Below are 16,978 nucleotides of genomic sequence, written 5' to 3'. Positions count from 1 at the left end.
TTTCCGCCCTTACGGCGGCTCACTTTTTGTCTTGTCAAAAAGTAAGCAAAAACCGCCTGCTCCTATCATCCGGCCCCTACGCTGCGCTCCGGGGTTCCCTCGCTCCGGGCTTGCTCCCGGGAGGACCGCGCTGCAGGCCCCATCCTGGGGCCCAGCGCTTGACAGGCATCCATGCCTGTCACCTCCCTCCGCAAGCCCTGCACTCGGCCTCCTGAAGTCGCGATCTGCGGCGCCTGAACTACCGCGCGCTTAGAAGCAACTGCAACTGCAACTGCAATATATAAATTCAATAGATGAGTTGACGCCTGCAAATCCTTTGAATACTACACAGTTCTATGTAGGAGCGGCCTTGCGCCGCGATGGGCCGCGCAGCGGCCCCAGTCACTAGCGCACTGCCTCAACGCTTGGAGCCGCTGCACGTTTTATCCTACAGAAGACATATACCGTGGCAAGTTTAGAACTCATCACCGCTAAGGTTCCGCTCAAGTTCCGCCGCCCGCTCTCGGGTCATGTCCATCAGGCAGGTCCCGCCCTCCAACTGCGCCATGGTGCCGCCGCTGGCCTTGCGATAAAACTGGCAGTTGCCATCCCGATAGACCAGCCACTTGCGCTGCACATCACGCAGGCTGTTTTGCTGATCCGCCGCCAGTTCACCCATCAGCTGCTTGTAGACGCGGTTCAGGCGTTGATCCTGTGCCTGCGTCTCAGCCTTGAGGCATTCACCCATGGCCAGGGTATTAGAGGCACCCTCCATACAGCGGGTATAGGCTGGAGAAGGTTCGGCGGCGATCGCCAGCGTCGTGCAGCACGCCAATGCCAGCCCCGCCAGGTAGTGCTTGATCATGCAAACTCTCCTTGAGTGTCAAAGCGTCTGAGGCTGCTCCGGCGGCATCAATACCCTGCTCGGCTCGAAGCGCAACGACGGCATCTGCGTGGCGGCATACAACGTCACCGCCAATGCCGCAATCAGGGTAACGTCCGCCCAATTCCACCCAGGTATATCAGCGGCCTGGCGCGCTTTCAAACAGTACCAGCCCTGACCAAGGCAAAATACCAGCATGGCTGCCACCCACACATAGAACCCTGCCGCCAAACCTGTCAGGTCGTGAAACTCATAACTCAGATTGTCCGGCAGGCGGTCGATACCCAAACTGGTCGCCGCCAGATACAGAGCACAAAGCCCTAGCAGCAGGGCCAAGCGGCGAAAGCGCCGATGCGCCAGAATGGCCAGGGCGAGCAACGGATTGGCGAACCACTGGTTCAGCCCGAAGGGTACGCCCCAAGGCCCGTACAGCAACATCTGCAGGGCTGGCATGTGGTGGCCATCGCTCATCGAGGCGCCATCGAAGCACAGAGCGACCAAGTACAGCAGGAGCGAAATGCTGAGATAAAAAGCGGGCAAAGGACACCTAGAAGGACGGTACAGGGGATGACCATAACCCATGTCATCCCCCGCTTCCAAACTGGGTGTTCGCAGTCCTTCAAGCCACCGGCGGTTCGAGCAGCAGCCCGTAGATGCCCGAGTCGGATAGCTCACCGCCTACGCACCAACGCGCCCGCAGGGTGCCCTCCAGCACAAACCCCTGGCGCTCCAACGTGCGCGCCGAGCCTTGGTTGCGAGGGTCGATCTCGCCTTCCAGGCGGCGCATGTGCAGGGTGTTGGCGATATAGTCGATAAAGCACGTCAATGCTTCATCCATATACCCCCTTCCCTGCACGGCGCTGGCCAGGCAATAGCCGATCTCACCTCGCCGGGAGGTGTCGTCGATGTTGAACAGTTGAACCATGCCAATCAGCTCGCCGTTGTCCCGGCGATACATGCCAAGCTTGAGTTGCTCACCATTGGCATACGCCTCACGATCAGCTGCCAGTGCGCTCTGGGCTTCAGCCAGACTCTGCCAGGGCGCGTGGTGCCAGTACCGCATGACTTCCGGGTCGGCCATGATCGCCAACCACTTTGCCGCATCTGCGTGGCGCATGGGGCGCAGGTAAAGGCGCGGGCTATCGAGACACAGATCACTCGGGAAACTTCGGGGTGGGGTCACGCCGGCTCACCTGTCCATTGCTAGGTAAGATGACAGTTTAGCGTCAAGTGCGGCGTTCAGGCATTGCAAAACTCCACGGCGGTGCACAGTTGACAGCCAGGACGCTCAGATGCGCGTCTCTGCCTTGTCAAAGATTGCGACTATGCCCGACTTCCATGTTATGGACTCAGGTGAAGGACGCTCATAAGCGAACGCCTACATGCCGACTTAGGCGACCTCAGCCCCATCATCGGGCCAATGGGGCTCATTGGCCCCAGGCGGAGTCAATGGCGGTAGACCGTAGGCGGCCCGGGCGGTATCACAGCGTGGGTTGTGTACGCCCCCTTCCCACGACGCCTCGAACTCGCGGCAGGTGCTGGAACGGTTGGCGTAGATGGTGCAGGCAACGCCTTGCCCCACCTCGCCCTGCAGGCTGGTGCAACGGCAGGGCTTGGCGTCAGTGCCAATCATGGCCACCCGAGACGGACTCACCTGCACCACCAGATCGTCAGGCACCACACCGCCGGAGGACTGGCATTCACCCCAGAAGAAGGACACACGGAAATACCCGCAGCAAGCGCCGCAGTCAAGGCAAGGGTTATATTCGGACATGATTGCACGGAAGGAAGGTGGTTGAGATCGGGGCTGGCCCGAGGAGCCATTCTCGGGCCAAGCGGGGGTGATTGAATAGAGGGGCAGAAAAAAATAACTGCAGGCGATTGACTGTCACCAGACGCCCTCTTCCCCCACGGGTCAAGTTAGCGCAACGCTTTATAGGTATCTCCATCGCACTGCGTCAGACCAAGACCTGCAGCTGGGTAATAGGGATCGCCGCGTACATGGCTGAAGGTCGTTTGCCGTGTGCCTTGATGTAATAGCCTGTCGTCACGGCTACCTTCGGTCACGACGGTGTAGGACTTGCGACGCATTGCTTGGTACTGGTCTTCACGGTCTGCCATTGCCTTGTGATAGGCCATCACTTGTTTGTCACTCAAGTCCAGACACTTGGCCAATTCGACACCCCAGCGCCTGAGGCACACTTCGGCGTAGTGCCTGACCACCAAGCCCGGCTCGACCAGCACTTGGCCGCTGCCAGCACCGTCAACCGACGCATTCCCCACCAATGTCGCGTGCCGACCCGGCATGGGAAACACGCATATCCGGGTGCCAGGTTGTACGCCTGGCACCACGCAGGCGAACCCTTTGGAACGTTCGTCACGGGAGTAGAAGCCTACATATTCACGCACATTACTCGACAGCATCACGCGCTCTGGCTGCACATTGCCAATGCCTGGAACCGGATCGATGGTAAAGATGTTGACGGGGACATCGCACAACTCAGGGTCCTTGGCCATGGCATTGGCCAGCATGTGGCAGCTGATGCCGCCGCGGCTCCAGCCGACCAGGTTGACCTGTGTAGGTACGCGCGGTTTGCGGAACAGATGAATAATGCGTTCCTGTAGTTGCTGCGGCGTGGGTTGGCGGTCACCGTAGTCGTAGGTCCTCCAGAACCACGAAGCGGTCGAAGCCACCTCCGGCACAGGGACGCCGGCATCCTTGAGGCGGTTGTATTCGGCCTCGCTCAGTTTGGTGCGCTGCCAGTTGCTTTGGCCTTTGATGATTTGCAGCACATGGCTGACGTTTTCTTCCCAGCCGCGGCCAAACAACTGCCCTGTCCAGTTGTAGTAACCACCGGGATCGACGAACAGGCTGTCGTCCTGAAGATTGCCGCTGCCCGGACCGTCGACAGCAACCCAGTGAGCAAACTCGCGGCCCTGGTCTTGGCTGGCCAGGGTCGAAACCAGTTCGCCATTCCAGAAATTGGTGTTGGTGTCGTCGAAGCGATGGGAACCTGTCCCACAGAAATAGGCGGTAAAAACACTCATGTCACTACCATCGTGAAAGAAATGAGTGCCGAAGGTAGTCAGTTAGCAGGATAGGGAACATACGGAAGCCCGTCCTGCCATCGAGCGCTGCGTACCTGCCGCCGGGAATTCCAACGGCAGGCCGTCAAAGGTTACTTGCGCGCCAGCCCGTCAGCCCGGAACATCTGGCGGATACCGCGAATGGCCTGACGAATCCGATCCTGGTTCTCGATCAAGGCAAACCGCACATGGTCGTCACCATAGTCGCCAAAGCCGATACCTGGCGAAACACACACCTTCGCCTCGGCGAGGAGCTTCTTGGAAAACTCGAGCGAACCCAGGTGTGCGTACTCAGGCGGGATCTTGGCCCAGACGTACATGGACGCCTTGGGGTTCTCGACCATCCAGCCCAACTCGTGCAAGCCCTTGACCAGCAGATTGCGACGCTGACGGTACTGCTCGGCAATATCCCGTACGCACTGCTGATCCCCTTCCAGCGCTGCGATGGCAGCCACCTGCAAAGGCGTGAATGTACCGTAATCGTGGTAACTCTTGATGCGCGCCAAGGCGTTGACCAGCTCGGGGTTGCCAACCATGAAGCCGATCCGCCAGCCGGCCATGTTGTAGCTTTTAGACAAGGTGAAGAACTCCACCGCAATGTCCTTGGCGCCAGGAACCTGCATGATAGACGGTGCTTTCCAGCCGTCGTAGACGATGTCGGCATACGCCAGATCGTGCACCACCAGCACGCCATATTGCTTAGCCAATGCCACCACGCGCTCGAAGAAGTCCAGCTCCACGCACTGGGCGGTCGGGTTGGACGGGAAGCCGAGAATCATCATCTTGGGCTTGGGGATGGACTCGCGAATGGCCCGCTCAAGCTCGTTGAAGAAGTCCACACCCGGCACAAGCGGCACAGAACGCACCTGGGCTCCGGCGATGACAGCGCCGTAGATGTGAATCGGGTAGCTGGGGTTGGGCACCAGTACCGTATCGCCTTGATCCAGGGTGGCCAGCATCAGGTGTGCCAGGCCCTCTTTCGAGCCAATGGTGACGATGGCCTCTTCTTCAGGGTCGATGTCGACCTCGTAGCGCTCCTTGTACCAGTTCGAGATGGCGCGACGCAGGCGAGGGATGCCGCGGGATGTGGAATAGCCATGGGTATCCTCGCGCTGAGCGACTTGCACCAGCTTCTCGACGATATGCGGCGGCGTGGCGCCATCGGGGTTACCCATGCTCAGGTCGATGATGTCCTCGCCACGGCGGCGGGCAGCCATCTTGAGCTCGGCAGTGATGTTGAAGACGTAGGGCGGGAGACGATCGATGCGCGCAAAGCGGCGCGGCAAACCTGGATTGGCCATGGTTTCCTCTGAAAACGTAAGCGCCCGGAACCGTCCGAGCGACGCTGGCCGCATGGGGCGGCCTGATTCAGAAGATAGTGCCGATAGAGCCGACTTGTAAAGGGTAATTTACTGTTTTTTTGGATCTATTCAGGAGCATTTTTTGCCAGCTGCTCACGGATAGTCCCATGCTGGTAAGCCAAAAACGAAAAACTGTGTACTGGGCACGTCACCTGGCTTACCAGCGACAGGCCCCGCATAGGCAAAAAAAAACCCGGCACACAGGCCGGGGTTTTCGTGAAGCAGGCGTGGTTTCAGCGTGCGTAGGTCATCAGTACGTCAGCAGCCGTCTGGCTATCCACACCCATCATCAGGCTCAAGGCCATGACGGTAAGGATGGAGAAGCCAAACACTTTGCGTGCCCACTTGCTGTCATCTTCGGCCTTGTAGCCACCCCATGCCATGTACAGCCAGTAAAGGCCCATGGCAGCTGCCACGGCCATGTAGCCGAGGCCGGCGTAACCGCCCAGGGTGAGCATCAAGGTCGCAAGCACGAATGCCAGCACATACAGCACGATCTGTTTTTTCGCAGCCAAAATGCCGCGCGCCACCGGCAATACCGGAATGTTTGCGGCACTGTAGTCCTTGAAGCGGAAGATGGCGATGGCAAAGCTGTGCGGCATCTGCCACAGGCTGAACATCACCAGCAGGGTCACAGCCGCCAGGTCAAAGCTATTGCTGACAGCGCAATAGCCAATGACAGGCGGCATGGCACCGGACAGGCTGCCGACCAAGGTGCCGTGCACCGATTTACGCTTGAGCCACAGGCTGTAGAAGCCCACATAGACCACGAAGCCGATCAGTGCGCAGTACGCGGACAAGGGGTTGGCCTGGACGTAGAGCAAGCTGAAACCCGCCACCCCAAGCAGGGTGGCATAGATCAGCGCGAGGGGCAGTGACATGCCACCCTGTACCATCACGCGGTTCTTGGTGCGCTCCATTTTCTGGTCGATGTCGCGGTCGATGCAGTTGTTGAATGCACAACCGGACGCCACCACCAGGGAAGTACCAACGACCACTGCCAGCAGCAGGGCGAAGTCCACATGGCCCTTCGCGGCAAGGAAGAAACCGCCTGCCACGGAAAGCACGTTACCGAAAATGATCCCCGGTTTGGTGATTTGGATAAAGTGCTTAACGGACATGCAGTCTTACCTCACTTGGCCAGCATTTCGGCGTGGATGCTGAACATGATCCACAGCGACAGGCCAACCAGCAGCGCGATCACCATGACGGTGAACAGGAACGTCGATACGTTGTTGCGTTGCCCTTTCGAGCGGTCCATGTGCAGGAAGTACACCAGGTGTACCACCACCTGAATCACGGCCATGGCCACAACGACCAGAACGGTCAGGTTCTTCGGCAGGCTTGGGAACATCACCAGGCCGAACGGAATCGCGGTCAGGATGATCGACAGGACGAAACCGATCATGTACGACTTGACGCTGCCGTGGCTGCCTTCGTGATGAGTGTCGTGTGCGTTAGCCATTACAGAACCCCCAGCAGGTAGACGACGGTGAATACGCAGATCCAGACCACGTCCAGGAAGTGCCAGAACAGGCTCAGGCAGCTCATGCGGGTCTTGGCGGTCGGCGTGATGCCGTGCTTGTTGATCTGGTACATCATGATTGCCATCCAGATCAGACCAGCCGTCACGTGCAGACCGTGGGTGCCTACCAGGGCGAAGAAGCCCGACAGGAAGCCACTGCGGTTCGGGCCGAAGCCTTCGCCGATCAGGTGATGGAACTCGTAGATTTCCATCGCGATGAAGCCTGCACCGAACAGGAAGGTCACAGCCAACCAGCCCAAGACGCCTGCCTTGTTACCGGCGAACATCTTCAGCATGGCGAAGCCGAAGGTGATCGAGGACAGCAGCAGGAACAACGTTTCAACAGCTACGAAATCGAGCTGGAAGATGTCATGACCCGACGGGCCGCCGGCAAAACTGCCGGACAGCACCGCGTAGGTGGCGAAGAGCGACGCAAACAGGATGCAGTCGGTCATCAGGTACAGCCAGAAGCCCAGTACGGTCATCTGGCCCGAGTCGTGGTGGTGATCGTCGTGCCCATGGTCGTGACCATGAGCACCGTGCATTACTTGACTGGACATTGATTACACCCGCTCAAACGATTCGACACGTGCGCCGGCAGGCAGAGCACCTGCATTGGCCAACGCTTTCATGCGCTCGCCTTCGATGCGCGCCACTTCTTCGGCCGGAACCATGTAGCCCTGGTCGTCACGCGCAGCGTGGCGAACGAAGACAGCGATGGTTGCAACCAGGCTTGCGCCGACCAGCCACCAGATGTGCCAGATGAAAGCGAAGCCGAAGATGGTCAGGAACAGACCCATGAACAAACCGGTAGAGGTATTGCTCGGCATGTGGATCGCTTCGTACTTGCCCGGCACCTTGTAGGCAACACCGGCTTCCTTGGCTTCGTGCCAGGCATCCAGGCCAACCTTCTCAGGCATGTGGGCGAAGTTGTAGAACGGAGGTGGCGAGGAAGTCGACCATTCCAGGGTACGGCCGCCCCATGGGTCGCCGGTCACGTCCAGGTTCTGGTGACGATCGCGAACCGATACGAACAGCTGGATCAGCTGGCAGGCGATACCGAACAGGATCAGCACGGCACCAACCACGGCAACGTACAGGTAGGGTTCCCACAGTGGGTTGTCCGAGTGGTTCAGACGACGGGTCATACCCATGAAGCCCAGTGCGTACAGCGGCATGAACGCCACGTAGAAGCCCGAGATCCAGAACCAGAAGGCAGCCTTGCCCCACTTCTCGTTCAGGGTGAAACCGAAGGCTTTCGGGAACCAGTAGGCGAAGCCGGCGATATAGCCGAATACCGCACCACCGATGATCACGTTATGGAAGTGGGCGATCACGAACAGGCTGTTGTGCAGCACGAAGTCAGCACCCGGTACAGCCAGCAGAACGCCGGTCATGCCACCGATGGAGAAGGTGATCATGAAGCCCAGGGTCCAGAGGATCGGCGCGGTGAAGCGCAGACGGCCCTGGTAGATGGTGAACAGCCAGTTGAACAGCTTCACACCCGTCGGGATGGAGATCAGCATCGTCGCCAGGCCGAAGAAGGTGTTGACGCTGGCGCCGGCACCCATGGTGAAGAAGTGGTGCAGCCAAACCGCAAAGCCCAGAACAGCGATCGCACCCGATGCGTAGATCATCGCGTGGTGGCCGAACAGACGCTTGCCGGCGAAGGTGGAGGTGACTTCCGAGAACACGCCGAAGGCCGGCAGGATCAGGATGTAAACCTCAGGGTGACCCCACGCCCAGAACAGGTTGACGTACATCATCGGGTTCCCACCAAGCTCGTTGGTGAAGATATGGAAGTCCAGATAACGGTCAACGGTCAGCAGTGCCAGTGCAGCGGTCAGGATCGGGAACGAAGCCACGATCAGGACGTTTGCCCAGGTGCAGGTCCAGGTGAAGATAGGCATGTCCATCAGCTTCATGCCAGGTGCGCGCATCTTCATCACGGTGACGAGGAAGTTCACGCCTGTCAGTGTCGTACCCAATCCTGAGAGCTGTAGCGCCCAGATGTAGTAGTCGACACCCACGCCCGGACTGTACTGAATGCCCGCGAGCGGCGGATAGGCAACCCAACCGGTCTTGGCGAATTCACCAACGCCCAGCGAGATGTTCACCAGCAGCACGCCTGCCAGCAGCAGGTAGAAGCTCAGGGAGTTCAGGAACGGGAAGGCCACGTCACGTGCACCGATCTGCAGAGGAACCGCAAGGTTCATCAGGCCGGTGAAGAATGGCATCGCCATGAAGATGATCATGATCACACCGTGGGCGGTGAAGATCTGGTCATAGTGTTCAGGCGGCAGGTAGCCTTCGGAACCACCGGTGGCAACAGCCAGCTGGGTCCGCATCATGATGGCGTCGGCAAAGCCGCGCAGCAGCATGACCATCGCGACGATGATGTACATCACCCCGATTTTCTTGTGGTCGACGGTCGTCAACCACTCGGTCCACAAGTAGGACCACTTGCGGAAGTAGGTGATTGCACCAACGACAGCGATACCACCGAGCGCGATTATGGCGAGTGTCACCATGACTATCGGCTCGTGATAGGGTATCGCCTCCAGGCTTAATTTACCGAACATCTCTTACTCCTCTGCACCGGCAGCTGGTTGCATACTCGATTCCACACCCTTGGTAGTGGCCAGGTCTTTGCTGCCAGCTTCTTCGTGGCTCGAACGACCGCGGTTCATGCCTTCGTACTTGTCGACGATCAGCTGGAACTGGTCAGGCGAGGCCTCGCTATACAGCGTGACTGGGTTGTTTTCGCTTGGTTTGGCCAAGGCTTCGTATTCGGCCTTGTCCAGCTTCTTCGGCGACTGCTTGACTTCGGCGACCCACTTCTCGAAGTCTTCCTGGGACGTGGCAGTAGCCTTGAATTTCATGCCGGTGAAGCCAGCACCGCTGTAGTTGGCGCTGATACCGTCAAACACGCCGTTTTCGTTGGCGATCAGGTGCAGCTTGGTGGTCATGCCCGCCATGGCATAGATCTGGCCACCCAGGCCCGGGATGAAGAACGAGTTCATCACGGCGTCGGAAGTGACGCGGAAGTTGACCGGGGTATTGGCCGGGAAGACGATCTTGTTGACCGTGGCGATACCTTGTTCCGGGTAGATGAACAGCCACTTCCAGTCTAGCGCGACGACGTCGATCTGCACGGGCTTCACGTCGGAATCCAGAGGACGGTACGGGTCGAGCTTGTGGGTGGACTTGTAGGTCACGTAACCCAGCACGATGATGATCAGGATCGGGATGATCCACACCGCAGCCTCGATCTTGGTCGAGTGCGACCAGTCCGGGGTGTAGGTGGCTGCCTTGTTGGAAGCGCGATACTTCCAGGCGAACACCACGGTCATGATGATGACTGGCACGACGACCAGCAGCATCAGGCCGATTGCGATCAGGATCAGGTTCTTTTGCTCAATGCCGACCTGTCCCTTCGGGTCGAGCAGGGTCCAGTTGCACCCACTGAGTAAAAGCATGCCTAAAAAGGGCAATATGCCAAACAGTCTGGGGTAACGCTTTTTACTCATCTCACGACCTCTAGATCAGCTTGCTTCAATGCAATTGGTGTTTGATAGCCAACACTTCGTCCAACCAAGTGAGGCATTGCGCGCCCGTACCCGCTCCTGCCTGGGCCCGACTGCAGGACCTTGGCTTCAAGCGAGTTAGCGGTGCTTTTGGTTTCGTAGGCAAAGGCCTGTATAGCAGACCAATTCCATTTGGTGCGGAAAACGCGGAGGGGGGTCCGCCCGGTATCGCCGTTGGGCGAAACTTGACGAAGTCAGCAAAAAGGAGCGCTGGGGCTTCCTTCAATCCTGCGACTTGCAAGCAGTGCCGAACGGAAATTGGGGGCGATTGTAGATAGGTCGCCAACCCTTGACTATGACTTATTGAGCAACAGTCCTTTACAGGATCTGTAACAATAACGCCGATAAATTCAACTTCGCGACACTTTGTCGCACCCCTGGCTATAGCCCTGCAACCCGCATCCAGCAAGGGCTACAGCTTGATCTGGATCAACTTGCCAGGGGTTTTCGTACCTCGATGAAGCCCGCGAAAACCTTGTCGTATTCAGGGACTTTTGTCTAAGGACGGCGACGGTTGCGGTAGATGCCAAGTGGCACCAGCAACGCCGTCAGGACGAAGGCGATCAATGCCCATTGCGCCAGTGAAAGGCCCAGCACCGGTGGGTAAGGCGTGCTGCAGAAACCATCCACCTGAAACGCCAGCGGCCAGACCTTGGCCAAGGGCAAGTCATCGACGATGGGCTGCAGGGTATCGATGCCACAACTGACCATGGGGTTGGCGAGTATATACACATGGTTGCCGGCTGCAATGATTCCGCCAATGGCGCTGACCACGACCAGTGCCTCGAAGAAGGTCAGACTGCGTCGCCCGGGCATGGCTGCAGCCAGGAATGCGAAGACGGCGATGAACAGGAGCGCATAGCGCTGAAGAATGCACAACGGGCATGGCGCCTCGCCCAGCACCACCTGCATGTAGAGGGCGCCACCGATCAGCGAAACGCAGATCAGGCCCAACAGTACCAGAAAGCGCCGTTCCCGATTCAGGCGCGATGTTTGATCATTCATTGCCGGTTCCTTGGATGGATAGTCGCAGCGTAGTCCGCCAGCTTGGCGCAATTCTACACAGACGCCGGTGGCCTGGGCGCCCCGCCTTTCATGGATAGATACTCCTGGCGACAATGGGGTGTGGCTCAGACCGGGCGTTGGCAGAACGGTTCAACGAGGGGGCAGCAAAAACTGAAGCTGCCGGACAGGCCGCAGTTGCCGCCTGCTTCTCGTTCAGCAGGAGTGAATGGCAGCTGGGTTAATGCAGGATTAACGCACTAGGCAAGCATCGCCCTGGCGGGTTTCGCCAACACAGCAAGGGGCTGCTATGCAGCCCCTTGCAGCCGACCTTCGGCGTGGCCGTTACGCTTCTTTATATATAGTCACTAGGCACTAAGGCCCTTACACCAGCGACGCGGCCGGCCCAAAGAACTCGTAGCGGGTCTGCTGCTCGGGTACGCCCAGGGCCAGAAGCTGGCGTTTGACCGCGGCCATGAAGGGCTTCGGCCCGAGGAAGTAGACGTCCACGTCGCGTTCACGAGGGAGCCACTCGCCCAGCAGATGTTGGTCCAGCAAGCCCACGGCATTGGCGTGGGCTGCATCATCCGCTTCGGCGTAGCAGTAGAAACGTTTGAGTTGCGGGTGCTGCACTGCCTGGGTCTCGAGCCACTCGCGAAACGCATGCACCTGCCCGTTGCGCGCGCAATGAATGAAGTGCACCGGCCGACCGGTCGGCAAGGCCGCCTCTAGCATGGCCAGGGTAGGCGTTATGCCCACGCCCCCGCTGATCAGCACCAACGGCTTGTCACTGGCGGCCAGTGTGAAATCACCGGCTGGTGGGAACAATTGGAGGGTGTCACCTACCATCAGTTGGTCATGCAGGTAGTTGGAGACCGTGCCACCCGATTCGCGTTTGACGCTGATCCGATATTCACCACCGTCGCACAACGCGGAAAGCGAATAGTTGCGACGATGCTCTACACCATCGATCATCAGCCGCAGGCCGATGTACTGCCCAGGTTCGGCCTTCAGCACCGGTTTGCCGTCCACTGGGGCGAAGTAGAAAGAGACGATTTCGCGGCTTTCCTCTACTCGCCGCGCCAGTCGGAACTCGCGGGTCCCTCGCCATCCGCCGTCGGCCTCTTCTTTTTGCTTGTAAAGGCTTTCTTCAGCATTGATGAGAATGTCTGCCAACTGGCCATAAGCTGCGCCCCAGGCGTCGATCACCTCGGTCGTGGCAATGTCCTTGCCCAATACTTCCTCGATGGCCCGCAACAAGCAGCGGCCAACGATTGGGTAATGCTCGGGCAGGATCTGCAACGCCACATGCTTGTTGATGATCTGGCCCACCAGACCGCCCAACTGTTCGAGCTGGTCGATGTGACGGGCATACATCAGCACGCCATTGGCCAAGGCACGCGGCTGGTCACCGCTGGCCTGGTGCGCCTGGTTGAACAGTGGACGTACCTCGGGGTACTCGCTGAGCATCATTTGGTAGAAATGAGTGGTCAGTGTCTCGCCGCCGGTTTCCAGCAATGGAACGGTGGCCTTGATGATCGCACGTTGTTCGGCATTGAGCATTGCAGCAACTCCTGAGCCATGGGCTTCGAATGATGCCTGGATCATTTCATCATTCGTGCCAAGTCCAGGGCCCTGCAAATTCGGGGCCTTCAAGCCCTAGCATGTCGAAATGACACAGGATGGCTTATAGTCAATTAGACACACAGGAGTCCCTATGACTACCAAGCCATTGCTTACCGCCTTGCTGCCACTGGTTAGCGACCTGTCCCGCGACCTGCCCGATCAGGAGCGCTATCGCCGTTTACTGCAAGCCATGCGCAGTCTGCTGCCCTGTGACGCTGCCGCCTTGCTCCGGCTCGATGGCCAATGGCTAGTGCCCTTGGCCGTGGACGGCCTGAGCCCAGATACCGTTGGCCGTCGCTTCAAGGTCAGTGAGCACCCACGCTTCCAGATTCTGTTGAGCAGCCCCTCCCCCACCCGCTTTGCCAGCGACTCCGAGCTGCCGGACCCCTACGATGGCCTGGTCAATACGCCGGACGTGGACCTTGAGGTTCACGACTGCATGGGTTGCCCCTTGATGGTCGATGAGCGCCCGTGGGGGCTTGTCACCCTCGATGCCCTGACGCCCGGCCAGTTCCAGAGCCTGGAGCTCGACGCCTTGCAAGCCTTTGCCAGCCTGGCCGCTGCCACCGTGACCGTGGCCGAGCGGATCGAACGCCTGGCCCTGCGCGCAGAAAACGAGCATCAGCGAGCAGAGGTGTATCGCCAGGCCAGTGGTCAGGACCGAGAGCTGATCGGCCAGAGCCCGGCCCACAAGCGCATGCTGGAGGAAATCCGATTGGTGGGCAGCAGCGACCTCACCGTGCTGATCACCGGCGAGACCGGGGTGGGCAAGGAGTTGGTAGCCCAAGCCCTGCACCAGGCGAGCAGCCGCGCCCACAAACCGTTGATCAGCCTGAACTGCGCAGCGCTGCCCGACACGCTGGTGGAAAGCGAGCTGTTCGGCCACGTGCGCGGAGCCTTCACCGGCGCCCATGCAGAGCGCCGAGGCAAGTTCGAACTGGCCAATGGGGGCACGCTGTTTCTCGACGAGGTAGGCGAGTTGCCGCTAGCCGTACAAGCCAAGCTGCTGCGCGTGTTGCAAAGCGGGCAGTTGCAGCGGCTGGGCTCGGACCGCGAACACCACGTCGACGTGCGCCTGATCGCCGCCACCAACCGCGATCTGGCCGCCGAGGTGCGCAGCGGGCGATTGCGTGCCGATTTCTACCACCGCCTGAGCGTATATCCTCTGCATGTCCCCCCTCTGCGGGAACGAGCACGCGACGTGCTGCTTCTGGCGGGCTACTTCCTCGAACAGAATCGCTCACGCCTGGGCTTGAGCAGCCTACGTCTGGACGCGGACACCCAGGCTGCACTTATGTCCTACGACTGGCCGGGCAACGTGCGTGAACTGGAGCATCTGATCGGCCGCTCGGCGCTCAAGGCGTTGGGCCGACAAACGGTACGTCCCAGGATTTTGTCCTTGACCGCTGCCGACCTGGATCTTCAGCCACTTGCTTCACTGCCTGCACAGCTCGCCCCCGCCCGTGAAACGGCGGTGGCGGAACTGGGTGCTGGAGGCCTGCGCCAAGCGCTGGACACCTACCAACGCCAGTTGATCCAGGCCTGCCTGGATCAACATCAGGGCAACTGGGCAGCCACCGCAAGAGTGCTCGAACTCGACCGCGCGAACCTCAGCCGCCTGGCCCGGCGGCTGGGCATTCGCTAGGGATGCATCACAAAAGGATTAACCCAGAAAGCCTCTGGTTGGTCTGAACACGGCTGCTATATCTCCTAAACGCCCACGCCTCGACTGACCGGTCGAGGTTGCCGCATCGCGTTCCAGAGGACCTGGTGCAGCAATGCCGGCCGCATTCAGGCCGGGGGGGATCAGTCGACCAGCAGGGAGCACTTCATGGAAAACATCGTCGTCGCCGATAAGCAGTCCGCCGTCGCCACCCAGAATGCCTGGGGCAATATCACTCTCAATGGCCCAGGCGTCGTGCAGATGCCCGTCGCGCCCGACCAGGTCGCCACCGTCACGCAACGCGGGCAGGATTTGATCGTCACGCTCAAGTCCGGCGAAAAGGTCACCATCGGTAATTTCTTCGCGTTGAACCAGGCAGGCGTCGGCAGCGACATGGTGTTCGTCGGCGAAGACGGCACGCTCTGGCAAGCCGAATACGATGCTCAGGCTTTCACCGGCTTCACCTTCAACGAAGTGGCTTCTCTGGACGAACTGGTTGCAGGCATCGGTACGGCGGGCGACGCGATGCCGACGTGGACCATCGCAGGCTTGGGATTGCTCGGCGTGGGCGGCGGCGCGGCGGCGGTGGGCGGCGGTAGTGGCGGCGGCGGTGGTGGCGGTGCAGTACCTGACACCACGGCACCGGCAACCCCCATCGACCTGCTGGTTTCCCCGGATGGCCTGCGCCTGTCGGGGCGCGGTGAAGCGGGTGCGATCGTGAACATTCGCGATGCCGCTGGCAACCTGCTCGGTACCGGTACAGTCGGGGCCGATGGCAGCTTCGATATAGCGCTCAACGCCCCCCAGATCAACAACGAAAACCTGCAGGTGACCTTGACCGATGCAGCCGGCAATGTGTCTGCACCGGGCACCGTGACCGCACCGGATGCGACCGCTCCGCTGGCGCCGACCGAACTTGCCATCGACGCTCAGGGTACAACGCTCACAGGCCGCGCCGAGCCCGGTTCCACGGTGTCGGTCAGAGGGGCTGACGGCGTGCTGCTGGGCTCGGCCACGGCTGGGGCGGACGGCTTGTTCAGCGTTACCCTGCAACCGGCACAGACAGCGGGCCAGGCGTTGCAGGTCACGGCCGAGGATGCAGCGGGCAACACGTCCGCCGCAGCTGGTATTGTGGCTCCAGTGGTCGATGGCACCGACACCACCGCTCCTGATGCGCCCGTGGCGCTCGTTGTCTCCGCTGATGGCACGCGCCTGTCGGGCCGCGGCGAACCCGGCACCACGGTCAACGTTCGCGACCCTGCCGGCAATGTGATCGGCAGCGGCGTGGTGGGGGCCAATGGAGCCTTCGAGGTGGTGCTCACACCGGCGCAGCTTGATAGCCAGAACCTACAAGTTACCCTGACCGACGCCGCTGGCAACGTCTCTGCACCGGGTGCCGTCGTTGCGCCAGACCTCACGGCGCCTCTCGCACCGACTAACCTGGCCGTCGATGCCCAAGGGGCCACCCTGACCGGGCGGGCCGAACCTGGATCTACCGTTTCGGTACGCGGCCCTGGCGGTGCGTTGCTGGGCACCGCCATCGCGGGCGCCGACGGCCTGTTCAGCATCACGCTGCAACCCCCGCAGACCACTGGCCAGGCCCTGGCGGTGAGCGCTACCGACGCAGCAGGCAACACGTCGCCGGCAGCCAACATCACCGCGCCCTTGGTCGATGGCGGTGACACCACGCCGCCGGATGCACCTGTGGACCTGGTGGTCGGCCTGGCCGGCACACAGTTGAGCGGCCGCGGCGAAGCCGGTACCACCGTGCAAGTGCGCGACGCGGCAGGCAACCTGCTCGCCACGGGCACCGTGGGGGCCGATGGGACCTTCACCGTCAGCCTGGACCCTGCCGTCAAGGACGGCAGCAGCCTCCAAGTCACCCTCACTGACGCAGCAGGCAACACTTCGCCGGCCGCCAGCGTGGCATCGCCAGACCTCGTGGGGCCTGCGCAACCCACCGACCTGGCCCTGGCCGATGGCGTCACCTTCACCGGCCGCGGTGAGCCAGGCGCTACCGTGCAAGTGCGCGATGCCGCCGGCACCGTGATCGGCACAGGCACCGTGGGCGCAGACGGCGCCTTCAGCATCACCCTCTCCCCTGCCCAGGCCAACGGCCAGGCACTGGACGTACGCCTGGTCGATGCAGCAGGCAACGCCTCGGCGCCCTTGCAGTTCAACGCCCCTGACATCACTCCGCCAGAAGCGGTCACCAATGTGCTGGTCGGCCCTGGCGGCACCGTCATCGGTGGCCGAGGCGAGCCT

At 60.5% G+C, this 16,978-nt stretch carries 15 protein-coding genes; 2 read left to right on the top strand and 13 right to left on the bottom strand.

All coding sequences use genetic code 11. The annotated features are described in order from the left end of the window. Positions 1-454: 454 nt before the first annotated feature. The 13 genes from ACK59L_RS19745 to hmpA form a co-directional block, all read right to left on the bottom strand. Entirely contained in the window at positions 455-844 is a 390-nt protein-coding gene (locus ACK59L_RS19745) for a lysozyme inhibitor LprI family protein (RefSeq protein WP_409275513.1), read from the bottom strand. 18 nt (positions 845-862) lie between these two features. Further along, entirely contained in the window at positions 863-1,402 is a 540-nt protein-coding gene (locus tag ACK59L_RS19740) for a hypothetical protein (protein ID WP_409275511.1), read from the bottom strand. Positions 1,403-1,481: 79 nt separating this feature from the next. Then, positions 1,482-2,045, bottom strand: a complete 564-nt coding sequence (locus ACK59L_RS19735) for a GNAT family N-acetyltransferase (protein WP_058606020.1) — start codon at positions 2,043-2,045, stop codon at positions 1,482-1,484. 207 nt (positions 2,046-2,252) lie between these two features. Further along, positions 2,253-2,636, bottom strand: coding sequence for a YkgJ family cysteine cluster protein (locus ACK59L_RS19730; RefSeq protein ID WP_144964446.1), 384 nt, complete (start codon positions 2,634-2,636; stop codon positions 2,253-2,255). Positions 2,637-2,782: 146 nt separating this feature from the next. Next, positions 2,783-3,910: a hypothetical protein gene (locus ACK59L_RS19725; RefSeq protein ID WP_409275508.1), complete on the bottom strand. Its 1,128-nt coding sequence runs from the start codon at positions 3,908-3,910 to the stop codon at positions 2,783-2,785. A 131-nt stretch (positions 3,911-4,041) separates the two neighbouring features. Next, positions 4,042-5,250 carry an alanine transaminase gene (gene alaC, locus ACK59L_RS19720; protein ID WP_182139124.1) on the bottom strand — a complete coding sequence of 403 codons (1,209 nt, stop codon included), beginning with the start codon at positions 5,248-5,250 and terminating at the stop codon, positions 4,042-4,044. Between the two features lie 293 nt (positions 5,251-5,543). Then, positions 5,544-6,431 carry a heme o synthase gene (cyoE, locus tag ACK59L_RS19715; RefSeq protein ID WP_023533464.1) on the bottom strand — a complete coding sequence of 296 codons (888 nt, stop codon included), beginning with the start codon at positions 6,429-6,431 and terminating at the stop codon, positions 5,544-5,546. An 11-nt stretch (positions 6,432-6,442) separates the two neighbouring features. Then, positions 6,443-6,775 carry a cytochrome o ubiquinol oxidase subunit IV gene (cyoD, locus tag ACK59L_RS19710; protein WP_058606015.1) on the bottom strand — a complete coding sequence of 111 codons (333 nt, stop codon included), beginning with the start codon at positions 6,773-6,775 and terminating at the stop codon, positions 6,443-6,445. After that, on the bottom strand, positions 6,775-7,395 hold the full coding sequence (cyoC, locus tag ACK59L_RS19705; protein ID WP_058606014.1) for a cytochrome o ubiquinol oxidase subunit III: 621 nt from the start codon (positions 7,393-7,395) through the stop codon (positions 6,775-6,777). The genes cyoD and cyoC overlap by 1 nt, the downstream gene beginning before the upstream one ends. A 3-nt stretch (positions 7,396-7,398) precedes the next feature. After that, the gene (gene cyoB / locus ACK59L_RS19700; RefSeq protein WP_058639706.1) at positions 7,399-9,417 is read right to left on the bottom strand and encodes a cytochrome o ubiquinol oxidase subunit I; all 2,019 of its coding nucleotides are present in this window, start codon (positions 9,415-9,417) and stop codon (positions 7,399-7,401) included. A 3-nt stretch (positions 9,418-9,420) separates the two neighbouring features. Beyond that, positions 9,421-10,365, bottom strand: coding sequence for a ubiquinol oxidase subunit II (cyoA, locus tag ACK59L_RS19695; RefSeq protein ID WP_058606012.1), 945 nt, complete (start codon positions 10,363-10,365; stop codon positions 9,421-9,423). Between the two features lie 555 nt (positions 10,366-10,920). Next, the gene (locus tag ACK59L_RS19690; protein WP_023533466.1) at positions 10,921-11,427 is read right to left on the bottom strand and encodes a disulfide bond formation protein B; all 507 of its coding nucleotides are present in this window, start codon (positions 11,425-11,427) and stop codon (positions 10,921-10,923) included. Positions 11,428-11,808: 381 nt separating this feature from the next. After that, on the bottom strand, positions 11,809-12,987 hold the full coding sequence (gene hmpA / locus ACK59L_RS19685) for an NO-inducible flavohemoprotein (RefSeq protein WP_409275504.1): 1,179 nt from the start codon (positions 12,985-12,987) through the stop codon (positions 11,809-11,811). A 154-nt stretch (positions 12,988-13,141) separates the two neighbouring features. Here hmpA and norR point away from each other — a divergent pair, with 154 nt between their 5' ends. Continuing rightward, positions 13,142-14,695 carry a nitric oxide reductase transcriptional regulator NorR gene (gene norR / locus ACK59L_RS19680; protein ID WP_409275502.1) on the top strand — a complete coding sequence of 518 codons (1,554 nt, stop codon included), beginning with the start codon at positions 13,142-13,144 and terminating at the stop codon, positions 14,693-14,695. A 186-nt stretch (positions 14,696-14,881) separates the two neighbouring features. Further along, positions 14,882-16,978, top strand: a 2,097-nt coding sequence (locus ACK59L_RS19675) for an Ig-like domain-containing protein (protein WP_409275500.1), incomplete at its 3' end; no start/stop codon positions are given.

The sequence above is a fragment of the Pseudomonas sp. KCJK9111 genome (genome assembly GCF_046231935.1).
Taxonomy (GTDB): domain Bacteria; phylum Pseudomonadota; class Gammaproteobacteria; order Pseudomonadales; family Pseudomonadaceae; genus Aquipseudomonas; species Aquipseudomonas parafulva_B.
Note: the sequence above shows the minus strand (reverse complement) of the source record. Positions and strands in the feature narration are given on the sequence as shown.

Excerpts from the sequence above, each read along its gene's own strand:
- ACK59L_RS19745 (WP_409275513.1), bottom strand. The coding sequence starts at position 844 with ATGATCAAGCACTACCTGGCGGGGCTGGCATTGGCGTGCTGCACGACG.
- ACK59L_RS19730 (WP_144964446.1), bottom strand. The coding sequence starts at position 2,636 with ATGTCCGAATATAACCCTTGCCTTGACTGCGGCGCTTGCTGCGGGTAT.
- ACK59L_RS19725 (WP_409275508.1), bottom strand. The coding sequence starts at position 3,910 with ATGAGTGTTTTTACCGCCTATTTCTGTGGGACAGGTTCCCATCGCTTC.
- alaC (WP_182139124.1), bottom strand. The coding sequence starts at position 5,250 with ATGGCCAATCCAGGTTTGCCGCGCCGCTTTGCGCGCATCGATCGTCTC.
- cyoE (WP_023533464.1), bottom strand. The coding sequence starts at position 6,431 with ATGTCCGTTAAGCACTTTATCCAAATCACCAAACCGGGGATCATTTTC.
- cyoD (WP_058606015.1), bottom strand. The coding sequence starts at position 6,775 with ATGGCTAACGCACACGACACTCATCACGAAGGCAGCCACGGCAGCGTC.
- cyoC (WP_058606014.1), bottom strand. The coding sequence starts at position 7,395 with ATGTCCAGTCAAGTAATGCACGGTGCTCATGGTCACGACCATGGGCAC.
- cyoB (WP_058639706.1), bottom strand. The coding sequence starts at position 9,417 with ATGTTCGGTAAATTAAGCCTGGAGGCGATACCCTATCACGAGCCGATA.
- cyoA (WP_058606012.1), bottom strand. The coding sequence starts at position 10,365 with ATGAGTAAAAAGCGTTACCCCAGACTGTTTGGCATATTGCCCTTTTTA.
- ACK59L_RS19690 (WP_023533466.1), bottom strand. The coding sequence starts at position 11,427 with ATGAATGATCAAACATCGCGCCTGAATCGGGAACGGCGCTTTCTGGTA.
- hmpA (WP_409275504.1), bottom strand. The coding sequence starts at position 12,987 with ATGCTCAATGCCGAACAACGTGCGATCATCAAGGCCACCGTTCCATTG.
- norR (WP_409275502.1), top strand. The coding sequence starts at position 13,142 with ATGACTACCAAGCCATTGCTTACCGCCTTGCTGCCACTGGTTAGCGAC.